The following is a 16,337-nucleotide window of genomic DNA, read 5'->3' on the forward strand; positions in this document are numbered from 1 at the left end:
CGGCGCCCCCGCCTCAGTTCGTTCCCCAGGGCCTCATCGTACTTCCGGACCCTTACGTTCCGCTTACATGTCGCGGAAGGCCGGCTTACGCCGCTCGGGAAACGCCGCGACCGCGTCCTTGTGATCCTGCGTCATCAACCCGAGGACCTGCGAGCGCATCTCGATCTCCATGTGCTCGCGGAACCCGCCACCGATGCTGGCGTTGAGGAGTTCTTTTGCCATCCGTACGCCGAACGGAGCGTTAGAGGCGATCTCGGCTGCCATCGCCTTCGCCTCGGCCAGCGGGTCGTCGACGATCTTGTTGAGAAAGCCGAGCTTCTCGGCGCGCTCGGCGTCGAGTACGCCGCCGGTGTAGAACAATTCGGCTGCCGCGGTCTGGCCGATGAGACGGGGCAGCAGCCACGACAGGCCCAGATCACCTGGCGTCATGCCGATCCGGACGAACACGGCGTTGAACTTCGCATCCGGTGCAGCGATTCGGATATCCGACGCCGAAGCGAAAGCGAAGCCGGCGCCGACGGAGTGTCCTTGCAGCGCCACGACGATCGGCTGCGGGATCTCACGCATCGTCAGGATCAGGTTGGTTGACGCCCGGAGACGTTCGAGCCTGCGTTGGACCGCGCCCGGTCCGTCGCTGTCACCGATCGGCGACTTGAGGTCCATACCGGAGCAGAAGGACTTGCCGGCGCCGTTCAACACCACGGCACGGCACTCGTAGTCGGTGCGCAGGGACTCGAACGCGGCGATCAGCCCTTCGTGGATCTGCGGCGTGAGGGAGTTATGGCGCTCTGGGTTGTTGAGCGTGATGATCGTGACGGCGCCCTCGCGCTCGACTAGTACGGCGTTCTCAGTCATCGGGTCCTCTACTTTGTGGATGAGTGCGGGCCAGCCAGACCTTGGCCGTGCCCGCATGCTGGTCATGTCAAGTGCTAAGGGGCGACCGGTCCCGCGTCGCCCTCAGCGACACCTGAGCCGGTCCGATATCGCCGATGGTCGGCGTGCCGAGCAGGGTCATCGTGCGCCGCAGTTCCGCGCGGTAGATGTCAATGACTTTGCGTACGCCACGCTCGCCAGCCATCATCAGCCCGAATAGGTATGGCCGGCCGATCATGACGGCGCGGGCTCCGAGGCCGACGGCCGCCGCGATGTCCGATCCGGTGCGAAAGCCGGAGTCGACGTACACCTCGGCGCGGTCACCGACGGCCTCGGCAACGGCAGGCAGTACCGCCAGCGGGGAGCGGGTGCGGTCGAGTTGGCGACCGCCGTGATTTGACACGACCACCGCAGCGGCGCCGGCATCGACGCTGTCGCGAGCGTCGGCGACATTCATCAGTCCTTTGACGATGACCGGGCCGTCCCAGTTCTCCCGCAGCCAGGCGATGTCGGCGGGGCGGATGTTGCTTTCCACGACCGCGCCGGTGTTGGTCCAGCGTCGGTCGCCCGCGTCGGTCAGGGTGGCGAAGCGAAGCGGATCGTGGGTGATCAGGTCGACGACCCATCGCGGGTTGACTGCCATGTCGAGCAATGCCCGCGCGGTGAGGTTTGGCGGGACGTCGAAGCCGTTGTGGAAGTCTCGGCGTCGGTGCCCGGCCACGGGCGTGTCGACGGTGAGCATCAGGGCCTCGTAACCGGCGTCGCGCGCCTGCGCAAGGTGCCCGAGGGTGATCTCGCGGTCGCGCATCAGGTAGACCTGAAACCAGTTGCGCCCGCCGGCCGCGACCTTCCCAACCTCGCCGATCGAGGTCGTCGCGAACGTGGACAGGCAGTAAGGTACGCCGGCATCGCGACCCGCTCGCGCGACCGAACCCTCTCCCTCGTGATGACTGAGGCGAGTGAAACCGGTCGGCGCGAGGATCAGCGGCAACGGAGCGGGTCGGCCGAGGATCTCGGTCGAGGTGTCGGGCTTATGGACCTGCCCGAATGCGCGTGGCGTGAAGCGGACACTGTCGAGTTCGCGTCGATTCTCGGCCAGCGAGACTTCGTATTCGGCCGCTCCGGTGACGAACTCCCACACCGAACGCGGCACGCGGCGTTTCGCGAGGCGTTCGACGTCGACCATGGCCTGGGACTTCGCGAGCCGGCGGGCCTCGCCGCGTCGTTCGGGAACGCGCACTCGCAGGTAGGGCTTGATTTCCGACGGCGAGGGGATACGACGTGTCATCGCGCTTACACCACCATCGACAGGCCGCCGTCGACGTTGAGCGCCGTACCGGTCAGGTAGCTCGCCCGCGAGGAAAGCAAGAATGCCGCAACATCGGCGAACTCCTCGGTGCGACCGACGCGGCCGAGCGGGATGCGCATCTGTTCGGCGCGGTTGGCCTCCCACTCCTCGACGTCGGCACCGGTCGCGGCCGCGCCACGCACCCACTGGTCGCTGTGTACGAATCCGATCAACAGCGCGTTCACCCGAATCCGGTCGGCGGCGAGATCCCGGGACAGTCCGTTTGTGAGCGCCAGGCCGGCCGCGCGATACACCGAGCTCGGCATTGACTTGTTGGGCTGGAAGCGCGCGTAGATGCTCAGCACGTTCAGGACCGCGGGCGCATCGCTCTTGCGCAGCAGCGGCAGGCTTTGCCGGATACCACGTATCTTCGCGAGCAACTTGAGTTCGAAGTCCATCTGCCACTCGTCGTCGGTGGTCGTCTCGAAGCCGCTACCTGTGTGGAAGCCAGCGTTGTTGACCAGCCCGTCCAACCGGCCCCATTCGCGTTCGGCCGTATCAATCGCGCTTTGGAGGTCGTCGGCGTTGCGGACGTCGGCGGGCACGGTCAGCACCTGTGTCCCGGCGGCGCTCAGGTCGTGGGCCGCGGCGTCGAGCTTGTCCGCGTTGCGGCCGACCAGGAGCACATTCGCTCCCTCCTTGACCAGGGTGTGGGCGAGGCCGAGCCCAAGGCCGGACGATCCTCCCGTGATGAGTACATTGCGTCCTGCGAGCTCGAGATCCACGGGTTCTCCTCTGTTCCGGTTGCTGTTCCTGAACGATACCGATGCTGCGCCGTGGCCAGCACGGAATGTCGCGGTGCACCCTCCGGTCGGCCGGCCCTACTTCGGCTGGGTCGCCGTCATGTAGCGCTCGCGTAGCCGCCGTTTGAACAGTTTTCCGGTGTCGTCGCGGGGTAGCGCCTCGTCGAACACGATCGCTCTGGGCGTCTTGTATTTCGCCAGGTGTCCGGCTACGTACTCGCGTACCTGCTGCGCGGTGAGCGACACGCCGGGCTCTAGTTCGATGTGTGCCACGAGTTTCTCGCCCATGTCCTCATCCGGTACGCCGAAGACCGCGACGTCGGCGATGCCGTCCATCATGTGCAGGCAGGCCTCGATTTCGGCGGGATAGATATTCACGCCACCGGAAATGACCATGTCCTTGGCTCGGTCGGTGAGATAGAGGTAGCCACCTTCGTCGAGGTAGCCCATGTCGCCCACGGTGATGTAGCCGTCGACCTCGATCTCGGCGCGCGCCTCGGGAAGCCCTATATAGGTGAAGTTCGCCGTACCCGGGCGTGGCTTGAGGTAGATGACTCCTTGCTCGCCGGCCGGAAGTGTCGCACCGTCGACATCGAGGATTCGTACGCCGCAGCCATCCATCGCGCGTCCGACGGTACCTGGATGAGCGAGCGCCTCCGCGCTGCTGCATTTGACGATCGCACCGGATTCGGTGCCGCCGTAATACTCGTTGATGACCGGTCCTAGCCAGCCGATCATCTGTTCCTTGAGATCTGCAGGACACTGCGAGCCGGCGTGAATGATCGACTTGATGCTCGACACGTCGTATGACGCGCGCACCTCGTCCGGTAGCGCGAGGAGCCGGCGAAACATCGTGGGCACCATCTGCAGATGCTCCAGGTGTTCGCGCTGAATCAGCTCGAGGAGTTCTTGCGGATTGAACTTATGCAGCAGATACAGGTCCATGCCGAGGGCGGTCGCCACGAGTGCGTGGTTATTGGGTGCCGCGTGATAGAGGGGCGCGGTGACCATGGTGCTCATAGTGGCGTCGAGAGCGAGAGTCTCCAATGCGAGTCTGATCCGACGCTCCGCGCCCTCGGGACCCGATGGATCGCGCAGCACACCCTTCGCTTTGCCGGTGGTGCCCGACGTGTAGATCACGCTCTGCGGTGGGGCCGTCGAGGTCGCCGCCGCGGCCTCGTGGGCATCGATCAAGGCTTCGAACTCGGGGTGCGCGCCGGTGAGCGTCTGTGGCTCGAGTCCATATGCGTCCACGATGTACGGCGGAGTCGCGACCTCGACCAGCGGCACACCGGTGGGAAGCCGGTCACGGACCGCGGGCAGCAGGTCAGTGTGCGCAAAAGCAAGGCGGCATTCGCTGTCGCTCAGGACATGCGCGAGGTCATCGCCGGTCCAGTGCCAGTTGATCGGGACCGGTACGGCGCCGATCGATGCGCCAGCTAGCGTCGCCTCGATATATTCGACGTCGTTGCGCATGACGATCGCGAATCGGTCCGCCGGACCGAGACCGAGCTCGCGAAGCCCGCTCGCCAGCCGCGCCGCGCGGGCGCGTATCTCGGAGTAGGCGCGGACTTTTGTGCCGCAGTGGATCGACTTCTCTTGCGTCATCAGGAGGTCCCTTTTGTGGAGTCGGCGGCATCGGTCTCGTGGCTCGCGCGTAGTTCGCGTTTGAGGATCTTGCCGACTGCTGAGACGGGGAGCGCGTCGGTGAAGAAGACAGTGCGCGGCGCTTTGTAGCGGGCTATATGCGCGCCGCAGTGCTCTCGCAGCTCCCCAGCGGTCACTTGCGCGCCGGGCCGCAGCACGACGACGGCGTGCACACGTTCGCCCCAGTCGTCGTCGGGTACGCCGATCACCGCGCACGAGGCGACCGCGGGGTGCAGCGCGAGAACTTTCTCAACTTCGGCGCTGTAGACGTTTTCGCCACCGGACACGATCATGTCCTTGAGCCGGTCGACGACGTAGAGGTAGCCGCTGCGATCGAAGTAGCCGACGTCGCCTGTGTGCATCCAGCCGCCGCGGAGTGCTTCTGCAGTCTCTGCGGGTTTGTTCCAGTACCCCAGCATCAGGTTGCCGCCTCGGACGACGATCTCACCGATCTCGCCGACCGGGAGTTCTTTATCGACGGTGTCTACGACGCGCACTTCCGCGTGCGCCGCGGCCCGACCGGCGGACTTAAGTCGTTCGGGATGGTCCCGGTCGAGGTGGTCTTCCGGAGTCAGGACGGTGGCCACCGGACCGAGTTCGGTCATCCCGTATCGCTGGCACAGCTGGATCCCTGGCAGCAGACGCTGCACATCCCGCAGAGTCGTCTGCGAGATCGGTGAGGCGCCGTAGCCGAGACGGACCAGGGTTGAAATGTCGACGCCGGTCTCCTCGACGTACGCCACGAGTCGCTGGATCATCGTTGGCACAAGAGTTGTCGCGGTTATTCGGTGCTTTTGGATCGCCTCGACGAGCGTCGGGACGTCGAAGTCGCCGAGTACGACGTGAGTCGATCCCAGCTGGACCTGCTGCAGTGCCGATGCCAACGCGGCCAAGTGGTAGAGCGGCGAGACGTGTAAGAAACGCTCCGGCATGTTTGCCATCCCGGCAGTGACGAGGGTGCCGAGACCGGAAACGAGGAGTTGCTCGGGGCTGATCATGACGCCTTTAGGCGTGCCGGTCGTGCCGCCGGTGTAGAGGATCGCGGCGAGCGCCTTGCCGCCGAGTCTGCAGTCTTCGACCGGCGCGCTGCCGGAGATGAGCTGCTCATAGTCGACGAATCCGTCCGGAGCCGGATCGCTGCCACAGAAGACAAGTGAGCGCAAGTCGCCCGCCGTCTCCCGCAGCTCCCGAGCCCTCGCGGTGCCGGACTCGCCGACGATCAGCAGGCCGATCCCGGCGTCGTTGATTTGGTAGGTCATTTCCTCACGGCTCCACCGTGAGTTGACCGGCGCGAAAACGTAGCCGCCCCAGAGGCAGGCGAGCACGTATTCGAGGTAGCGCGGAGAGTTGGTCGCGAGCATCCCGATCCGGTCACCCGGACTCGCGCCGAGCCCGGCTAGACCGGAGGCAAGCCGGGCCACCCGCTCGGCTAGTTCGGTGAAGGTGATCTCCCGCGCGCCGTCGACTATCGCGATCCCATCGGGGTCACGTTGGATGCTGCGGTGTAGTCCTGCGGTGAGGTGCATGCGGCCTCCTAATCGACGGCGGGCGTGGAGAACTAGAGGGTGCGGGCGATGAGTTCCTTCTGGATCTCGTTGGCTCCGCCGTAAATGCGCTGTGCCCGCGCGTCCGCGTAAAGACGGGCAATCGGGTATTCACGCATATATCCGTAGCCGCCGAACATCTGCAAGCACTTGTCAATGACCTTGCACTGCACGTCGGTGAGCCACCACTTGCACATAGCAGCACCGGCCGTGTCGAGTTCGCCGCGGAGGTGCTGCTCCATGCAGTTGTCCAGGAAGACCCGCGCGACCCGCGAGAGGGTGGCACACTCTGCCAGCTCAAACCGGGTGTTTTGCATGTCAATGAGCTTCTTGCCGAACACCTCGCGCTCCTTGACGTACGCCGTGGTCACCGCGACGGCGCGTTCGATGGCGCCCACCGCGCTGATCCCGATGATCAGGCGCTCTTGGCGCAGCTGGCTCATCATCATCGCGAAACCGGCGCCCTCGTCGCCCAGCAGGCGTTCGGCGGGCACACGGACGTCGCTGAAGAACATCTCCGAGGTATCCGCGCCGTGCTGCCCGATTTTGTCGAGCACCTTGCCGACCGAGAATCCCGGGCAGTCGGCCGTCTCGACAATGATCAGCGAGATCCCGTGTGCGCCGGCCGTTGCGTCGGTTTTCGCGGCCACCACCACGAGGTCGGCAGAGGACCCGTTGGTAATGAAGATCTTCGAGCCGTTGATGATGTACTCGTCGCCTTCACGCACCGCCGTCGTGCGGATCGCCTTGAGGTCCGAGCCCGCGGAGGGCTCGGTCATCGCGATCGCCGCGACCATCTCGCCGGTCGCCATCTTCGGCAGCCACCGCTTCTTCTGCTCTTCGGTGCCGTAGCCGAGGATGTAGTGCGCGACAATGCCGCTGTGCACCGAGTTGCCCCACGACCGATCGCCGGTGCGGGCGTAGGCCTGCTGAATCGCCGCTTGGTGGCGGAAGTCGCCGCCACCCCCGCCGTACTCCTCGGGAATCGACGCGCACAGCAGCCCGAGTTTGCCTGCGGCTAGCCAGAACTCGCGATCGACGTGCTGCTGCTCTTCCCAGCGTGGGGACTGCGCAGCGATCTCTTTGCTTAAGAACTCGTCGGCGAGCTGGTACAGATCCGCGACGTCGCCGGTGACCCAGGACGAGCTGGGGTACGCCGTACTCATGCGACCGGTACGACGAACTGCGCGCCGCCATCGAGAGTCACGGTGCCGTCGGCCAACTGCACCTTGAGCGTGAGGTCGGCTATGCGCTCGCCGTTTTCCTCGCGTACGGCGGTGACCGTGCCGCTGCAGGTCGGTGCGCCGTGTACCGGTGTGATCGAGGTGAACCGCACGCGGAAGTTGCGCAGCGAGCCCTGCGGCGCCAGGTCGGTCAGATAGCGGCCGAGGTAACCCATCGACAGCATGCCGTGAGCGAAGACGTCGTCGAGTCCGGCGCTCTTCGCGTTGTCCAGATCGATGTGGATCGGGTTGTGGTCTCCCGACGCACCGGCAAACAGCGCGAGCGTCGTACGCGAGATTGGTGGGATCGTCAGCGGCGGAAGGTCCTGCCCCTCGACGAATGTGGTGACGGTCATGAGGTCAGCTCCATTTGGCGCGAGATCAGCACGTTCTTGAGGACGGCGATCGGCTCGCCATCACGACTGACCTCGGTCTGGCGGACCAGGAATCGCATCGCCCCGCCCTTCTTCTCGTAGTAGTCGACGTACTTGCCGGTGAAGTCGAGCTTCTGACCGGCAAAGGCCATCGACGAGTAGCTGAACTCCTGCTCGCCGTGCAGCACCGAGCGCATATCGATGCCAAGCTCGGTCAGGATTCCGCGCGGATCGGGGCGTCGCAGCTCCAGCGTGAACAGGAACGTCGGCGGCACCGGCAGGTCCGGATAGCCGGCGGCGTGTGCTGCGTCAAGGTCAAAGTACGTCGGGTCGGTCTGGCCGAGCACCTGGGCAAAAAAGGCCAGCTGCCCGCGTTCGGGAATGGCCGAGAAGCTCGGCAGTTCCCGCCCGATGACGCTGCTTGGGTCGGTCATGAGGTCCCTTTCATTGCGACATCATTTCGTCGGTGTGACGCGCGACGATTAGCTGGCCACGCCGGAGAACTCCGGAGGACCGGCCGGGATATGGGCGAGCGCTTCAGCGATCTCATGCACTTGCCACTGCCGATCGAGGTCGTGCGCCTCTTGCTCGACCCAGCCCTGCTGCCACCCGATATGCCCGCCGAACACGCCGAAGACCTGCCCGGAAACCTTGTTGCCCGCAAGAGCAAGCCACGCTACAAGTGGGGAGATGTTCTCGGGTGACCACTTGTCAAAACCGCTGGTGCCGTCGGCGTTGATCCGGTCGCCCAGGCCCGGTGTCGCTTCGGTCAGGCGGGTGCGTGCGATCGGGGCGATGGCGTTGACACGCACGCCATACCGCTCGAGCTCGCGGGCGTGGATCACGGTCATGATGGCGATCCCGGCCTTGGCGGCGGCGTAGTTGGTCTGTCCCGGGTTTCCGCGCAGCCCGGAGCCGGACGAGGTGTTGATGATCGCGGCATCGACCGGCGTGCCGGCCTTGGCCATATCCCGCCAGTACGCCGCGGCGTGCCGTGACGGGCAGAAGTGCCCCTTGAGGTGGACGTCGATGACCGAGTCGAACTCGGCTTCGGACATGTTGACGAGCATCCGGTCGCGCAGGATGCCGGCGTTGTTGACCAGAATGTCGAGCTTGCCGTAGGTATCGACGGCCAGGTCCACCATCTCTTTAGCGGTGTTCCAGTCCGAGACGCTGCCGACGTGAGCGGTGGCCTCGCCGCCGCGCGCCTTGATCTCACGGACGACCTCCGCGGCTGGGCCGGCGTCGTCGCCGCTGCCGTCGGAGCCGGCGCCGTTGTCATTGACGACGACGTTGGCGCCGAGGTCGGCAAACATGATCGCGTGTTCGCGACCTAGGCCGCGACCGGCTCCGGTGATTAGCGCGGTGCGCCCTTCCAATGTGGTCATACGTTCATTCTCCGATCGGGTGTGGCGCCGAAGTTGGGCGCCAGGGTGCTCAGTTTTGGGATTTGAAGGCGATACAAAGACGTTTCGAGTCTGGATGCGACGGTAAACCAGATAGTGCAAAATAGTCAATATGCGTTAACATGAGAATCGTGACTACGCCCGATCTCAGACAGCGATCCGCTCCGACGAGCCGTAGCGAAGAGCGGCGACGTGAGGTGCAAGCGGCCGCCGCCCGGCTAATCAGACGGCGGGGGTTCGACGGTGTCGGTATTGACGATATCGGTGCAGAGATCGGGGTGAGCGGGCCAGCCGTTTATCGCTACTTTCCGAGCAAACAAGCAATTCTGACGCGGATCATCACAGATTTCCGCAGCGCGGTGGCGGCGGGAGCGACCAGCATGTCGCCGTACGCCGCTCTCGCCGGCGCGGTGTTCGACGACCCCGACAGCGCTGTCGTCGCACTTCGCCAGTTGCGCAGCCTGGACGACCCCGCGTCGATTCCCATCCTGACGGGTGACGTCCGCACGCTCATGGACACGCTGGCAGCCAGTCCGGATATCGACACTCGGTTAAGCAGTGAGGCACTCCGCGTGCGCGGTGCCATGGGTGCGCTTGTGCATACCGGGCTCGCCCGCGCCGGTACCCAGGCCGCCAGGGCCAGGATCGCCCGCGCCATCACGCCGGTGCTGGGCAGCGTCGTACTCGGTCCTCCTGACCACACACTTCTCAAGCCGGACCCCGAGGTCATGACGCATGCGACGCGGCGCGAGGCGATTCTTGCCGCTGCGCTGCGACTGTTCCGGGTTCGCAGCTTCCACGGCGTATCACTGCGTGACATCGGAGCCGAGGTCGGCATCACGGCCTCCGCGGTGAGCCGCCACTTCGACAGCAAGGAGTCGTTGCTGGCGGTCATGTATGACCGGGCCGCGGCGCAGATCGCCGGCGGTGTCGCGACGGCGCTGCGTCGTTCAAGCAATGCCGAGGAGGCGGTCGTTGAGCTGGTACGCCGATACGTCGATATGGCGATCGACTATCGCGATCTGATCGCTATCTACTCGACGGAGATGCATTTCCTGGCGGCGGAATACTTGGACCTTCGCCGCCGCAACCAGCGCATGTATATCGACGAACTCGCGCACGTCGTGCGCATCGCACAATCTCAGATGAGCCAGGCGGAGGCGCGAATCCGGGCTGGCGCGTCGTTCGCCGTCGTCAACGAGGTGATCATGCACGACGGCCTGGTACGCCGCCGCAACCTGCCGCAGGAGTTAGCTACGTTGGCCTTGTGCGTCGTACGCGAGCCAACTGCCGGATAGCCGATCCGGAACGACGATCGGATCAAGAAACATCGACACAAGGACAGTGCGTCAGTGAGTAGTCCCAACAACACCACATTTCCAATCAAGGACTTTCTGGAGTTCACGATCGAGCGTGGTGAATCCAGCGCGACGGCCAGCCTCGAACTCAGTGAGCGCCACATGAATCCGAATGCTGTTGCCCATGGATCAGTCGCGTTCGCGCTAATGGACACGGCGATGGGCGCGGCCGCGATGGCGGTTGTCCCCGATGGCAGCATATGCACCACGATCGAGATCCAAACACGTTTTCACCGAGCCGCGCAGAGTGGCTCGCTCACAGCAGAAGCGACCATCCTCACCGCCGGGCGCCGGATTGTGCACCTCCAGGCAAGAACCGTCGATTCCGACGATCGGCTCGTTGCCAGCGCGACCGGAAGTTTCGCTGTGATCGCTCGCGCGAGGGAATGATTGCGAAGACTTCCACCGGCGCTTGCCTGAAACATCATGGTCACTGACTCGCCGCCATAGATCCCAGCGTCGGTCGGCAGGCATTGACAGCGAACGGTAAACGGCTTCAAGTGGAGCGTCGGTGTTGAACGGCACGATCGGCGCAGACCGCATTAGTTGTTCAGCGCGTTCCTGGCAGGCGTTTGCAGCATGGCGGGGGCGAACGACGGATTGTTGCCGAGCGGCGGGATATGCTCGAGTCCTTGGGCCTCCATCTGCGTTGCTACAGCACCGGTCCGCCCTCTGAGATGGTGGCTTCACGCCCGCGCTCTTGAGGCTCGCCACGGCCGCGGACATGTCCGCCTCATCGGCGGGAGTATTTGCTTCCACACTGGTCATGTCGTGGTCCTTGGCGTAGGCCTTCGAACCGAGAAGCCCGTCGTCGCCGTACTCACTGTTGATGTAAACGTGACCGTTCTTGTCGCCGTCCTGGATCAAACCCTGCTTCTGCAGGTACGCCAGGCCGTTGAGTATCTCGATCGAGTGCGTCGATCCGACGGTGAGGATGGCCGGCGCCGCGAAATCGCTGCTCGCCCACGAGCCGGGGATGGACAGCATGTCGTTGGAGATGATCGAGGACTTCAGCGCCGCGACCATCGGCGCGCCCAGCACGTGAACCATTCCTCCCACGTTGTCTTCATCGCACCGAGGTGATCGTGGAATCCGTGACGCCGTAGCCGGTCCTTGCCGTCCCGCTGCCGATCCTTCACCGGTACATGCTCGCGGCTATGTCAGACCCGTCGTTTACGCTGTCCGCATCGTACCTAAAACCCGTACCGCAAATGATCCCGTTGAGGGTGCTCTATTCGGCGCGGTTCAGGCAGGTTGTCACTGCGCGGTTCCCGCGCCCCGAATACCACATAGACCTCGCCAGCTACGCAGACACCAGTCAGCACGTCGCCGTTTGAGCGGCAACCCTTTAGCCGCCGAAGGGCGCGGCGCGCGGCATCCCTGAGCTCAGGTATTCGTCCCGAGCGTTTCAGATCATCAAGTTCCCCGAGAACCACTGGAGGGACGTGAACCAGGTAACGCGACCCAACCGTGCGGTGTACGCCGCGGCGTCGGGGTTGTCGATTAGGGCGTTCGTGTCGATCACGAGCCGAACGTCGTAGTCGTCGGTCGGCAGTAGTTCCTTTGCCGAGTGCAGCACCTCGAACGTTTGCCGAAGTTGGTCAACCATGTTCTGGGTGCTTGCCGTCAGGGAGTGATCATTGCGCGCTTCGCGCAGCAGCCAGCGTTCGATGTGGGCGAATGCGTCTCTATGCCGTCCGGCGACCTCGGGAGTCGGATGCAGAAAGAGTAACTCGAACCTCACTTGCCAGCCACGGATGTCACGAAGCAGTGACATCCGGTCGCCTCCAACGCGGGGTCGCTTGCCTTCCACGAATAATCGGCCGCACCGATGAAGTAGGTGCCGACGGGGCGGTTCGGGTTGCTGTAGTACGTCTCGGAGTGTTCGACGACATCCACATAGCGTTCCTCTATCTGGCCGAGCTCGCCGAGCAAGGCTTCGATATACGATGATTCGGGAACCACAGTCATAGCAGTGAGATTACGTTCAGACGCAGATCCTGCTGGCAGGCGTGCCTGTAACGGTCGGCGGCTCGAGGTTCAATTGGGCAGTTCGTTCGAGCTTGGTGTGCCCGGGGCAGCAGACTGGGTGGTTCTGGCGCGGCAGGCGCTGTCTGTCGTGAGTGGGGAGGTAGATGAGAACAAGTCCGGTGTTATGGACATGGATGTCCGGGGTGGTGCATGGGGTTGCGGGACGTCAGGCCATGGTCGTCGCTTCGCCACGGAGGCACCGGCAGAACTCCCGGGGTTCGACCTTGCCAATAACGTACGACATAGCGTACGCTTTGTCGTGAGGTGGAAGATATGACTGCGGTGAGTGCGACATCGGCTCGGTCGAACCTGTACCGGCTGATCGACCAGGTCAATGATGAGTCTGAGCCGCTGACCATCACGGGGCAGCGAGGCAATGCGGTGCTGATTGGTGAGGCGGACTGGCGGGCGATCCAAGAGACCCTGTTCTTGGAGTCGGTGCCGGGGTTTGCAGGGTCGATCCGTCAGGCGCGGGCCGAGGGTGTTGAGGACGCCTCGACGAGTCTCGACTGGTGAGTGACTGGACGCTGGTCTATTCACGTCAAGCGCAAAAGGACGCGAAAAAACTTGCCTCGTCGGGCTTGAAGTCGCGAGCTCAGAGACTTCTGGACGTACTGGCTGCGGATCCGTTCGGTGTGCCTCCGCGGCACGAGAAGCTGGTGGGCGATCTGGCGGGCTGCTATTCGCGGCGGATCAACATTCAGCACCGGCTGGTGTACGAGGTTTTCCCCGATCGCCGTGTGGTGCATGTGTTGCGCATGTGGACCCACTACTAGTGACTGTCCTCAGGCGATCCGCGCGCCCGTGACTCCGCACTCGCCATACGTCACTGTGACAAAATAGGGCGACAAAGGTTACTACTGACTGCGCGGCGCGGCGCAGTCAATTCCCGGAACGACCGAACTGGACCTCGCGGCATAGCTGATCCGCGATCGGAACGCCGCCTCTGGTGCCGGGATAGTTGCTTGTCGCAGAAGTGGCCGGTAGTGTTCAAAACGAACTTGAGGTCGGCTCATTTATATGCTCTGACCTGCTATGATGACAGAATACAAATTATTCAGCGTCGGCCATGGAAGGTCTGAGTACGCGGGAATTTGCTGGCTGGCGCGGTCATTGTTTACGCGGTAAGTCATGTACGACTTGGTGGAGGGGGAGCGCGTTGGCGGCGGCGCGGACGTGCCGACCGGCGGCTTTGGTGTAGATCTGAGTAGAGCTCAGTGAGGCGTGTCCGAGGAGGTCTTGGACGACTGTGGCACTTTCGCCGATATCGTCAGACTCAGGGCCCTAATCAACAGCAACTCCACAAGCCCGAGTTGGCCGAATGCGGCCATCAGCGACATCAGCACAACGATCGCAAGTATGAAAGCCAACACGCCAATCATCGGCGTCGGCCACGATTTCAACCGCGTCGCAAGCAACATACCTCTGCGCGCTGGCTGCAGGTTTAATGTCGACGGCGGCGACATCGTGGTCCGTTCCACGATCCGAGCGATCGCCGCAAGAAGCTGCGACAACGAAGCGTTCGCGGAACGGGCAGCATGTCAAACATGACCCATCCAGGCCGAGCAGCTAGATAGCCCACGACCGCGACGACTACCCGCCGCCGCCCAACTCATCGACCGTGGCCGGACGGCGCGGCGGCGACACCGTCCTCGATTACAAACGCTGGCACCTGCTAGCTGGCGTGGGTGTCCCAGATAGGGGAATTGACGACACCGTGCCATCGCCGCCATACCGGCGCGAGTTGATTCCATGCGGTGTGCGCATCCGTCGCGATGCAGCGTGCTAGCGCACCTGGGCCTGCGAGGGACGTCTCGTGCACGCACTCCGATGGCGGCCGACAAACGCCCAGCAGGGCAACGGTGCCCAATACCCGCGCCGACCCCAGAATTCCGGGCGCACTCCGGCGTAACGGCTCGCGCAGGTCCAAGTCCTCCACGAGCAGCGGTACGCTGGCCAGCGACGCCTCCAGCATCGACCGAACGCAGCCGCCGACCTCGTTGTGTCGGCCGAGCACGAGCAGTTCGCGCAGCAGCATCGAGGCCCCGTCGGCGAGCTCGATCTCGGTACGCCGCAAAACGTCCGCTCCGCCGGCAACCACAAACGGCGCTGCCGCCCAGGTGACGTGCGCGTCGTCGCCGACCCGGACGCACGCGGACCATGACGCCTGCCCGCCACGGGCGTTGTAGGCGACCATCCCGGACGGTTCGACCAGTTCCAGACTCACGCCGGGCCCGACGTCGATATCGATGCGCAGGTCGTCACCGGCGAGCAGGGTCGCGCTGGAACTCACGAAGGCGACGCTCACGTGATGACCGTCGGCACGCAGCAGACGCGGTCGCACGAAGTCGCTGCCGTCGAGCGCCACGATGCGCACCCGATCGCTATCGCGCTCGACCGCAATCCGGGCCGCGCGCGGTCGGCTCATCCGGTCGCGTGTTCGTGGCCGTGCGAATGCGGCGCCATCGGCCCGGGGTCCTGCGGCACGCTGCGACCCTCGCCGTACGCCGTCCGCACCGAGCGGACCCAGTCACAAAGCGCGTCGACGGACTCCGGCACGTGCCGTGACAGTGCGATGACCGGCAGGCCCGCTCGGACGTCGCCGGCGTCGCGGAGCATCTGCTCGACGTCGACCTCGACGTACGGCGCGAGGTCGGTCTTGTTGATGATCAGCAGGTCGGCTCGTTCGATCCCGGGACCGCCTTTGCGCGCGACGTCCCCACCGCCGGCGACATCGATGCAGAAGATCTGCGCGTCGACGAGGGCCGGGCTGAACGTCGCGGTCAGGTTGTCCCCGCCGCTCTCGATGAGCATCAGATCGAGCGGCGCGAACTGCTCCTCGAGGTCTTCAACCGCGATCAGGTTGGCGGTGACGTCGTCGCGGATCGCGGTGTGCGGGCAGGCGCCCGTCTCGACGGCCTTGATGCGGTCGACCGGGAGTACGCCGGCCGCCTTGAGCAGGCGCGCGTCCTCGTCGGTGTAGATGTCGTTGGTGACGACCGCGATCTGCAGTTCTTCGGACAACCGCGTGCACAGAGTCGCGATGAGCGTGCTCTTGCCGGTACCGACGGGGCCCGCGATCCCCAGCCGCAAGGGCCGGCTCGGCGCTGGATGGGTGTGCGTGTGGTCAGGCAACGAAGATCCTCCTTGTGCGGGCGGAATGGTCCAACGACCATTGTTCGATCAACGGCGCGGTGAGCGCCGGCAGCTGCTGCGGCCTGCTGGTGGCGACGGCCAGCAAGACCGATTCCTCGACAATCGGCGCGGATTCGAGCACCCAACGGGCGGCATCAGCGGGATCGACCGGCAGCAGTTTGAGCGCCGCCGCGGCCACGGTCTGCGCGTCGTCGTACAGGCTGATCCGGGCGATCTGCCGCTCCTCAAGCTCGAGAATGGCACCGATCGCGCCGAGCGCAATCGGCCTCAGCGGCGCGGATGGAAGCGCCTCGAGCATGTGAGTGGCGTGGTGTTCTGGCCACAACCGTCGCGCCAGCCGAGTCAGCCCGCGACCGAGCGAGGTCGAGGCGGCCCGCAGCGGCTCGCTGGGGATGCGGGCGAGCAGTGCCGCCTGGAGGTCCGCCAGACCGTCCGAGCGTCGCGCGAGTACGGCGGCGGAAGCGTCGACCAGCCCAACGGTCTGCAGGCGTGCCCGCATGTACGCCGGCACGTCACCGAGGTCGAGTCCCGCGGCTAATGCCGGCTCAAGGCCGCCGGAGTGTGCGTAACCGCCGGTGGGCAGGCGACCGTCGGCAAGCAGCAGCGCCCCGATCCCGGCGTACATCAGGCCCCG

Annotated in this window: 20 protein-coding genes; 6 read left to right on the forward strand and 14 right to left on the reverse strand. The window is 64.6% G+C overall.

Translation table 11 applies throughout. The features are described 5' to 3' along the window. Positions 1–63: 63 nt before the first annotated feature. From CLV47_RS00205 to CLV47_RS00245, 9 genes are all read right to left on the reverse strand, one after another. Positions 64–855, reverse strand: a complete 792-nt coding sequence (locus CLV47_RS00205) for an enoyl-CoA hydratase/isomerase family protein (RefSeq protein ID WP_106347459.1) — start codon at positions 853–855, stop codon at positions 64–66. A gap of 67 nt (positions 856–922) precedes the next feature. After that, positions 923–2,161 (reverse strand): alpha-hydroxy acid oxidase, encoded by a 1,239-nt coding sequence (locus CLV47_RS00210; protein WP_106346989.1) that lies wholly within the window; start codon positions 2,159–2,161, stop codon positions 923–925. Between the two features lie 5 nt (positions 2,162–2,166). Beyond that, entirely contained in the window at positions 2,167–2,946 is a 780-nt protein-coding gene (locus CLV47_RS00215; RefSeq protein ID WP_106346990.1) for an SDR family oxidoreductase, read from the reverse strand. 96 nt (positions 2,947–3,042) lie between these two features. After that, positions 3,043–4,572 (reverse strand): AMP-binding protein, encoded by a 1,530-nt coding sequence (locus tag CLV47_RS00220; RefSeq protein WP_106346991.1) that lies wholly within the window; start codon positions 4,570–4,572, stop codon positions 3,043–3,045. After that, positions 4,572–6,137 (reverse strand): long-chain-fatty-acid--CoA ligase, encoded by a 1,566-nt coding sequence (locus tag CLV47_RS00225; protein ID WP_106346992.1) that lies wholly within the window; start codon positions 6,135–6,137, stop codon positions 4,572–4,574. The genes CLV47_RS00220 and CLV47_RS00225 overlap by 1 nt, the downstream gene beginning before the upstream one ends. Positions 6,138–6,169: 32 nt before the next feature. Next, complete coding sequence (locus tag CLV47_RS00230) at positions 6,170–7,321, reverse strand: acyl-CoA dehydrogenase family protein (RefSeq protein ID WP_106346993.1); 1,152 nt, start codon at positions 7,319–7,321, stop codon at positions 6,170–6,172. After that, positions 7,318–7,734 carry a MaoC/PaaZ C-terminal domain-containing protein gene (locus CLV47_RS00235; RefSeq protein ID WP_106346994.1) on the reverse strand — a complete coding sequence of 139 codons (417 nt, stop codon included), beginning with the start codon at positions 7,732–7,734 and terminating at the stop codon, positions 7,318–7,320. Before CLV47_RS00235 ends, CLV47_RS00230 begins: the two co-directional genes overlap by 4 nt. Further along, positions 7,731–8,186 (reverse strand): MaoC family dehydratase N-terminal domain-containing protein, encoded by a 456-nt coding sequence (locus CLV47_RS00240; protein ID WP_106346995.1) that lies wholly within the window; start codon positions 8,184–8,186, stop codon positions 7,731–7,733. The genes CLV47_RS00235 and CLV47_RS00240 overlap by 4 nt, the downstream gene beginning before the upstream one ends. A gap of 48 nt (positions 8,187–8,234) precedes the next feature. Next, positions 8,235–9,140 (reverse strand): SDR family oxidoreductase, encoded by a 906-nt coding sequence (locus tag CLV47_RS00245; protein WP_106346996.1) that lies wholly within the window; start codon positions 9,138–9,140, stop codon positions 8,235–8,237. A gap of 149 nt (positions 9,141–9,289) precedes the next feature. On the opposite strand from CLV47_RS00245, the gene CLV47_RS00250 reads away from it, so the two are divergent. The 3 genes from CLV47_RS00250 (at position 9,290) to CLV47_RS21915 (ending at position 11,561) form a co-directional block, all read left to right on the forward strand. Beyond that, the gene (locus CLV47_RS00250; protein WP_170110870.1) at positions 9,290–10,456 is read left to right on the forward strand and encodes a TetR/AcrR family transcriptional regulator; all 1,167 of its coding nucleotides are present in this window, start codon (positions 9,290–9,292) and stop codon (positions 10,454–10,456) included. Positions 10,457–10,510: 54 nt separating this feature from the next. After that, the gene (locus tag CLV47_RS00255; protein ID WP_170110871.1) at positions 10,511–10,906 is read left to right on the forward strand and encodes a PaaI family thioesterase; all 396 of its coding nucleotides are present in this window, start codon (positions 10,511–10,513) and stop codon (positions 10,904–10,906) included. A 505-nt stretch (positions 10,907–11,411) separates the two neighbouring features. Beyond that, positions 11,412–11,561: a hypothetical protein gene (locus CLV47_RS21915; protein WP_170110864.1), complete on the forward strand. Its 150-nt coding sequence runs from the start codon at positions 11,412–11,414 to the stop codon at positions 11,559–11,561. A gap of 363 nt (positions 11,562–11,924) precedes the next feature. On the opposite strand, the gene CLV47_RS00265 is transcribed toward CLV47_RS21915, so the two are convergent. Then, the gene (locus CLV47_RS00265; RefSeq protein WP_170110873.1) at positions 11,925–12,293 is read right to left on the reverse strand and encodes a hypothetical protein; all 369 of its coding nucleotides are present in this window, start codon (positions 12,291–12,293) and stop codon (positions 11,925–11,927) included. Then, positions 12,257–12,487 carry a hypothetical protein gene (locus tag CLV47_RS00270; RefSeq protein WP_106347001.1) on the reverse strand — a complete coding sequence of 77 codons (231 nt, stop codon included), beginning with the start codon at positions 12,485–12,487 and terminating at the stop codon, positions 12,257–12,259. The genes CLV47_RS00265 and CLV47_RS00270 overlap by 37 nt, the downstream gene beginning before the upstream one ends. Before the next feature lie 333 nt (positions 12,488–12,820). Between CLV47_RS00270 and CLV47_RS00275 the strand changes: the two genes are divergently transcribed. The 3 genes from CLV47_RS00275 (at position 12,821) to CLV47_RS21765 (ending at position 14,098) form a co-directional block, all read left to right on the forward strand. Then, positions 12,821–13,063, forward strand: a complete 243-nt coding sequence (locus tag CLV47_RS00275; protein ID WP_106347002.1) for a type II toxin-antitoxin system Phd/YefM family antitoxin — start codon at positions 12,821–12,823, stop codon at positions 13,061–13,063. Beyond that, positions 13,060–13,323: a Txe/YoeB family addiction module toxin gene (locus CLV47_RS00280; RefSeq protein ID WP_106347003.1), complete on the forward strand. Its 264-nt coding sequence runs from the start codon at positions 13,060–13,062 to the stop codon at positions 13,321–13,323. The genes CLV47_RS00275 and CLV47_RS00280 overlap by 4 nt, the downstream gene beginning before the upstream one ends. A gap of 583 nt (positions 13,324–13,906) precedes the next feature. After that, a complete protein-coding gene (locus tag CLV47_RS21765; RefSeq protein ID WP_146135230.1) occupies positions 13,907–14,098 on the forward strand; it encodes a hypothetical protein in 192 nt (63 codons plus the stop codon). Between the two features lie 124 nt (positions 14,099–14,222). Here the strand turns inward: CLV47_RS21765 and CLV47_RS00295 are convergent, their stop codons facing one another. From CLV47_RS00295 to CLV47_RS00305, 3 genes are read right to left on the reverse strand one after another with little or no spacing between them, the layout of a single operon-like run. After that, positions 14,223–14,975, reverse strand: a complete 753-nt coding sequence (locus CLV47_RS00295; RefSeq protein WP_106347005.1) for an urease accessory protein UreD — start codon at positions 14,973–14,975, stop codon at positions 14,223–14,225. Further along, positions 14,972–15,682 carry an urease accessory protein UreG gene (gene ureG, locus CLV47_RS00300; RefSeq protein WP_337589538.1) on the reverse strand — a complete coding sequence of 237 codons (711 nt, stop codon included), beginning with the start codon at positions 15,680–15,682 and terminating at the stop codon, positions 14,972–14,974. The genes CLV47_RS00295 and ureG overlap by 4 nt, the downstream gene beginning before the upstream one ends. Further along, positions 15,675–16,328, reverse strand: a complete 654-nt coding sequence (locus CLV47_RS00305; RefSeq protein ID WP_106347007.1) for an urease accessory protein UreF — start codon at positions 16,326–16,328, stop codon at positions 15,675–15,677. Before CLV47_RS00305 ends, ureG begins: the two co-directional genes overlap by 8 nt. Positions 16,329–16,337 lie beyond the last annotated feature (9 nt).

It is taken from the genome of Antricoccus suffuscus (assembly GCF_003003235.1).
Classification (GTDB): Bacteria; Actinomycetota; Actinomycetes; order Mycobacteriales; family Antricoccaceae; genus Antricoccus; species Antricoccus suffuscus.

Coding starts and splice junctions, on each gene's coding strand:
- CLV47_RS00205 (WP_106347459.1), bottom strand. CDS start 855: ATGACTGAGAACGCCGTACTAGTCGAGCGCGAGGGCGCCGTCACGATC.
- CLV47_RS00210 (WP_106346989.1), bottom strand. CDS start 2,161: ATGACACGTCGTATCCCCTCGCCGTCGGAAATCAAGCCCTACCTGCGA.
- CLV47_RS00220 (WP_106346991.1), bottom strand. CDS start 4,572: ATGACGCAAGAGAAGTCGATCCACTGCGGCACAAAAGTCCGCGCCTAC.
- CLV47_RS00225 (WP_106346992.1), bottom strand. CDS start 6,137: ATGCACCTCACCGCAGGACTACACCGCAGCATCCAACGTGACCCCGAT.
- CLV47_RS00230 (WP_106346993.1), bottom strand. CDS start 7,321: ATGAGTACGGCGTACCCCAGCTCGTCCTGGGTCACCGGCGACGTCGCG.
- CLV47_RS00235 (WP_106346994.1), bottom strand. CDS start 7,734: ATGACCGTCACCACATTCGTCGAGGGGCAGGACCTTCCGCCGCTGACG.
- CLV47_RS00240 (WP_106346995.1), bottom strand. CDS start 8,186: ATGACCGACCCAAGCAGCGTCATCGGGCGGGAACTGCCGAGCTTCTCG.
- CLV47_RS00245 (WP_106346996.1), bottom strand. CDS start 9,140: ATGACCACATTGGAAGGGCGCACCGCGCTAATCACCGGAGCCGGTCGC.
- CLV47_RS00265 (WP_170110873.1), bottom strand. CDS start 12,293: ATGTCACTGCTTCGTGACATCCGTGGCTGGCAAGTGAGGTTCGAGTTA.
- CLV47_RS00270 (WP_106347001.1), bottom strand. CDS start 12,487: ATGACTGTGGTTCCCGAATCATCGTATATCGAAGCCTTGCTCGGCGAG.
- CLV47_RS00275 (WP_106347002.1), top strand. CDS start 12,821: ATGACTGCGGTGAGTGCGACATCGGCTCGGTCGAACCTGTACCGGCTG.
- CLV47_RS21765 (WP_146135230.1), top strand. CDS start 13,907: ATGAAAGCCAACACGCCAATCATCGGCGTCGGCCACGATTTCAACCGC.
- CLV47_RS00295 (WP_106347005.1), bottom strand. CDS start 14,975: ATGAGCCGACCGCGCGCGGCCCGGATTGCGGTCGAGCGCGATAGCGAT.
- CLV47_RS00305 (WP_106347007.1), bottom strand. CDS start 16,328: ATGTACGCCGGGATCGGGGCGCTGCTGCTTGCCGACGGTCGCCTGCCC.